General features: G+C 52.2%; 2 protein-coding genes. Both read right to left on the bottom strand.

Annotation, left to right across the window (positions count from 1 at the left end; all coding sequences use genetic code 11):
* Positions 1-206 precede the first annotated feature (206 nt).
* Positions 207-1,037, bottom strand: coding sequence for a diaminopimelate epimerase (dapF, locus tag WG8_RS14775; RefSeq protein ID WP_007431010.1), 831 nt, complete (start codon positions 1,035-1,037; stop codon positions 207-209).
* 110 nt (positions 1,038-1,147) lie between these two features.
* Positions 1,148-3,095, bottom strand: a 1,948-nt coding sequence (locus WG8_RS14780) for a cation-translocating P-type ATPase (protein WP_007431011.1), incomplete at its 5' end; no start/stop codon positions are given.

Consider the following 3,095-nt stretch of genomic DNA (forward strand, 5'->3'; position numbering starts at 1 on the left):
GGGAGGGTAGCGGCTTGGGCCGGAAGGGCGGTGGCTACAAATATGAGGGCTGCAACTGCTGAAATCCAACGAAATTTCCGCACTATGAACGGCCTCCTTATTGTTTTCTCATTTGTTCATTATACATCGTTTAGACGCCAAAAACAGACAGAATGTTGCTAAATACCAAAAAAGGAGACCTCTCAAGATCTCCTTTTCACTCATTTTTATAATCGACCATCATACACAATTTCAGCTGGGCCCGTCATATACACGTGATTGTCGTCCTCGTTCCATTCAATATCCAGATCGCCGCCCTTTAGACTAACCATGGCGCGTCGGTCACTATAGCCGTTAAGTACAGAAGCCACAAGCGTGGCACAGGCCCCGGTTCCGCAAGCTAGCGTAGGCCCGGCTCCCCGTTCCCATACTCTCATCTCTATGTGATTCCGACTTCGCACCGAAGCGAACTCGACATTTGTTTTGTTAGGGAATAGCGAATGGCTTTCCAGCTTCGGCCCCCAGGTCTCCAGTTCAAAGCCAGGTGCATTTTCAACATAAATGACACAATGGGGATTGCCCATGGATACAGCCGTAAAACGAAACCCGCTTCCGCCAGCTTCGATGGGCTCATGAATTACACGATCCAGATCCAGCGTTGTCGGAATTTTCGTACCCTCCAAAATCGGCTCTCCCATGTCTACCTTGACCAAACGTACAAGTTCGTCCTCTACAGTCAATTCGACCTGCTGCACACCTGCACCCAGCGTTTCGATCGTAATCCGCTCACGACTGATATGCTTGCGGTCATATACATATTTGGCTGCGCAGCGGATAGCATTGCCGCATTGCTCTGCCTCTGATCCGTCTGAATTAATGATACGCATGCGGAAATCAGCTTTTTCTGAAGGCAATATATATACCAGACCGTCAGCGCCAACACCAAAATGTCGGTCACATAGCCGAACAGCCAATTCTGAAGCGTCAGACGGTAATTCCTGATGCCCAAACCAAACGATAAAATCATTACCCAAGCCGTGCATTTTTGTGAATTCCATAGCTTCCCTCCGCCATTGCTGCTAATCTCATGCTCCTCATGAAGCTTTATTTCCATGATAGCATACAGAGCAAGAGCGGGAAAGCCATGTGATGATACCTGACCTAAAAGCTAGGCTGAAAACTTCGTACGCCCCGTCGAAAAGCGGGTATTTCCACCACGGTGACGGTTGCGTCTGCCGCCCCATACGCTTCCCGCCCCCATCAGGAAAGTCGGAATCCCGGCTGCGACGATGGACAGCGCCCACTCACGCAAGCCGAGCGGTACCGTTTTGAAAATAGGCTGCAGTACGGGTACGTACATAACCACCAGCATCAACACGATGGATGACAGCACGGCAAGTACGAGATAGCTGTTTTGAAACGGATTGCGGTGGAAAATAGAACGCGAACTGCGGCAATCGAATACATGAATTAACTGCGCCAGTACCAGTGTGGCAAAGGCAACCGACTGCGCTTTGATCAGTTGTCCTGCGTTATCGGGCGCGATGCGTAATGTCAGCCAGAAGGCAGCAAGCGTACATAAGCCGATCAATAGTCCGCGACTAATGATTTTCCAGCCCAGTCGACGGGCAAAAATATTTTCCTTTGCGCCGCGCGGCTTATGCTCCATGAGATCCTTTTCCGGCTGATCCACACCCAAAGCCATCGCTGGAAGGCCATCCGTTACCAAATTGACCCATAAAATCTGGATCGGAAGCAACGGCAGCGGCAGCCCGGCCATCATCGCGAAAAACATCGTCAAAATTTCACCAACGTTGGAGGCGAGCAGATAACGGATAAATTTACGGATATTTTCGTAAATATTCCGTCCTTCCTCAATCGCCGCCACAATCGTCGAGAAATTATCGTCGCTCAGTACAAGCGCAGCTGCTTCTTTGGTCACATCGGTTCCCGTAATGCCCATGGCAATGCCGATATCCGACGCCTTGATCGCCGGTGCGTCATTCACGCCATCACCGGTCATCGCTACGACATGTCCGCGTCTTTGCAGCGACTTGACGATTCGCAGCTTGTGCTCCGGTGACACACGCGCATATACGGAGACGGTGTCAACGGCTTTGTCCAGCGCCGTATCATCCATCGCAGACAATTGCTGTCCCGTCAGCACATGGGAGCCGCGCTGGAAAATGCCGAGCTGCTGAGCAATGGCCTCCGCGGTTGTGCCGTGATCCCCCGTAATCATCACGGTACGAATACCAGCACGGCGGCATCTGACGATAGCCTCGCGAGCCTCGCGGCGCGGCGGATCAATCATGCCGGTCAAGCCGATAAAGATCAGCTGCACTTCGGCATCCTCAAGCGTGGAGACATGCTCATGGGAGCGAATATCGCGATATGCGACCCCAAGTACACGCAGCGCCTCTGAGGCCATCCCTTCGTTGGCTGCCAGTACCTTTTGCCGCAGCGTGCCCGTCAATGGAACGACATTCCCTTCCCATAAAATGTAAGAACACTGGCCGAGCAGCACATCCGGCGCACCTTTGGCAAAGACGATATGCCCTCCCTGATGGCGCACAAGTACCGACATCCGCTTCCGTTCCGAGTCAAAAGGAAATTCGCGTTCCCGTGTGTACAGCTCATACAAGGCTTGTCGGGTGACTCCACCCTTGGCAGCTAACGTGACCAGCGCTCCCTCTGTCGGGTCGCCCTTCAGCTCCCACACGGCGGACGGTATTGGTTCTTTGCTCTTTTTTCTCGCGCGCAGCTCTTCGATGTCGACTTGAACAATTTCTGCATTGTTGCAAAGTACACTGGCTTGCAGCAGTCTGCGCAATGATTGTCCGTTTTTCAGGTCGGCAGGAAGATCCCTGTCCATAATATGACCGTGTGGATCATAGCCCTCCCCCGTAACTCCCCAGAAACGACCATCCAGCCATAGCTTGGTGACCGTCATTTTATTTTGGGTCAGCGTACCGGTTTTATCGGAGCAAATGACAGACGCGCACCCGAGCGTCTCAACAGAAGGCAGCTTGCGTACGATTGCCTTGCGTTTGATCATACGCTGTACTCCCAAAGCGAGTGCAATGGTTACAATTGCGGGCAAACCTTCTGGTATA

Origin of the sequence: Paenibacillus sp. Aloe-11 (assembly GCF_000245715.1) — a bacterium.
Classification (GTDB): domain Bacteria; phylum Bacillota; class Bacilli; order Paenibacillales; family Paenibacillaceae; genus Paenibacillus; species Paenibacillus kribbensis.